This window comes from Terriglobia bacterium (assembly GCA_036496425.1).
Classification (GTDB): domain Bacteria; phylum Acidobacteriota; class Terriglobia; order 20CM-2-55-15; family 20CM-2-55-15; genus 20CM-2-55-15.
The window spans coordinates 1-2,247 of the sequence record DASXLG010000404.1 but is presented as its reverse complement, the minus strand read 5'-3'; the positions used below and the strand labels follow the sequence as shown (position 1 = coordinate 2,247).

At 56.4% G+C, this 2,247-nt stretch carries 1 protein-coding gene; it reads right to left on the bottom strand.

The features are described from left to right. On the bottom strand, positions 1-2,213 hold a 2,213-nt coding region (locus VGK48_29295; protein ID HEY2385291.1), incomplete at its 3' end, for an efflux RND transporter permease subunit. Positions 2,214-2,247: the final 34 nt, after the last annotated feature.

Genomic DNA, 2,247 nt, shown 5'->3' with positions numbered 1-2,247 from the left:
ACCATCATGATGAGACCCATGAGAGACATCACGTTGAGAGTCGTCCCGGTGAAAAGCAGAATCAGAAGCACTCCGATAATCCCGGTTGGCACAGCCAGCAAGATGAGAACGGGATCCAGGAACGAGCGGAACTGCGCGACGAGAATGAGATAGAGGAGGAGCAGGGAAAGTGAAAGTCCCATCGCGAAGCTGCGGAACGAATCTTCCATACCTTGAACCATCCCGCGCAGATTCGCCCGAGTGCCCTCTGGGAGATCGGCCGCCGCCACGATTTTGCGAACCGCGCTGGCCACGCCCCCAAGATCTTCGGTCGCAGGGTTGACGTAAATGTCGAAAGATCTCTGGATCTGATAGTGGTCCACTTCGGTGGGAGCGCTGAACCGCGAGATGTGGCTGACCGCATCAAGAAGCGCGGGCGACTTTGCGTCCGGAGATCGAAGGGTGATGTCGCGCAAGTCCGAAAGGCTGCGGACGTTCTGCTCGGGATACTGGACTGTCAACATATAGTCGTTTCCGGTCTTCGGATCGATCCAGTAACTGGGGGCAATCATTCCGTTGGAGGTAAGGCCGGTGATGACGTTATCCACAACCTCCTTTTGGGTCAGCCCGAGTTCGCTGGCCCGCAGCCGATCTACATCGAGCTGAAGAGACGGGTAATCGACATCCTGAGGGATGTACACGTCGCTCACGCCGGGCACCTTCCGTATTTCCCCAGCCAAATGGCTGGCCGCTGTGAAGTCCGAATCCAAATTCGATGCACTGACTTGCACGTCAATCGGTGCGGGCAAGCCCTGGTTCAGCACAGCGTCAACCATGCCGCCGGATTGAAAAAAGGTGCTGAGTTCGGGCATATCTTCCTGGAGCTTGCGGCGCACTCGGCTCATGTACTCGAAACTGCTGAGGCTGTGCCCTTCGTTGAGCGCCACTTGCACGGTCGCGGTATAAGGTCCCGAATTCGACGTATAGATCGAGGAGAAACCCGGAATGACGCCGATATTCGAGACGATCAATTTGAGATCCTTCGGAGCTACTGTGTTGCGGATGATGTTTTCAACCCGGGCGACTTCTTGATTGGTGATTTCGACACGGGTTCCAGAGGGCGCCTTCACATTGATGACAAACTGGCCGGCATCCGTTTGGGGAAAGAATGCCAAACCGAGAAATGGAAACAGGGCAAGACTGAGAACGAATGCGCCTAAAATTCCCCAGACGACCGTCTTCGGGCGCTCTAGTGCATGGCGCACATAGCGCTCGTAGACATCAAGGAAACGATGAAACTGCCGGCCAAAGCGTTCATTGAATCGCTTACCCCAGGCGAGAATCCCGCCGCGGGGCCGGACCACTGGCGGCAAGGGCGGTTCGGAACCGTCCTCGACCGCAGCGACATGAGAAGCCGACTTAATGAACCGCGCGCAGAATAACGGAACCACCGTCATCGCTACGATATAGGACGCGAACAGCGCCAGCACCACGGCTATAGCGAGCGCCGAAAACAGGAAGCGGCTCACGCCGTACAGGAAAGTCACAGGGAAGAACACGACCGCACTCGTCAAGGTGGCTGCCAGAACGGCCAGCGACACTTCGTGCCCGCCCTTCTCCGCGGCCACTTCGGGCGATTCACCGAGTTCCAGATGCCGGAAAATATTTTCAAGCACGATCACGGCGTTATCGATCAACCGCGAGAACACCAGCGCGAGGCCGGCTAACACCATCGAATTGATCGAACTACCGCCAAAATAGAGGCCGATGATGGCCGCCAACGCCGATAGCGGAATGGAGAGAAAAACCGCCACGGTGGCGCGCGTGCTGCCGAGGAAGATCAGCACCATCAGAGCCGTCAGCAACAGGCCAACTCCACCTTCATGCAACAACGTATCGATGGCGCTCTTTACGTAGAGGGATTGATCGAAAACCACGCGCGGCTTCAGATTGTTGGGGACATCGGTGAGCTTGCCGAGTGTCCGTTTTACACCGTCCACTACTTGAATGGTGTTGGTATCGCCGCCCTGTTTGAGTATCGGCAGATAGACCGATCGCTGACCATCGACCCTGACGATGTTCGTCTGGATCTGCTGTGCGTCTTCGGCGTGGCCGACATCGCCAACTGTGACGCTCGACTCGCCGACGGTTTTCAGGGGAAGGCTGTTGATTTCCCGCACATCGGGAAACTGGCTGTTAGTATAAATATTGTAATCGTAAGGCCCGATTTTCACGTCTCCCGCCGGCAAGATCAAATTGGAAGCGTTG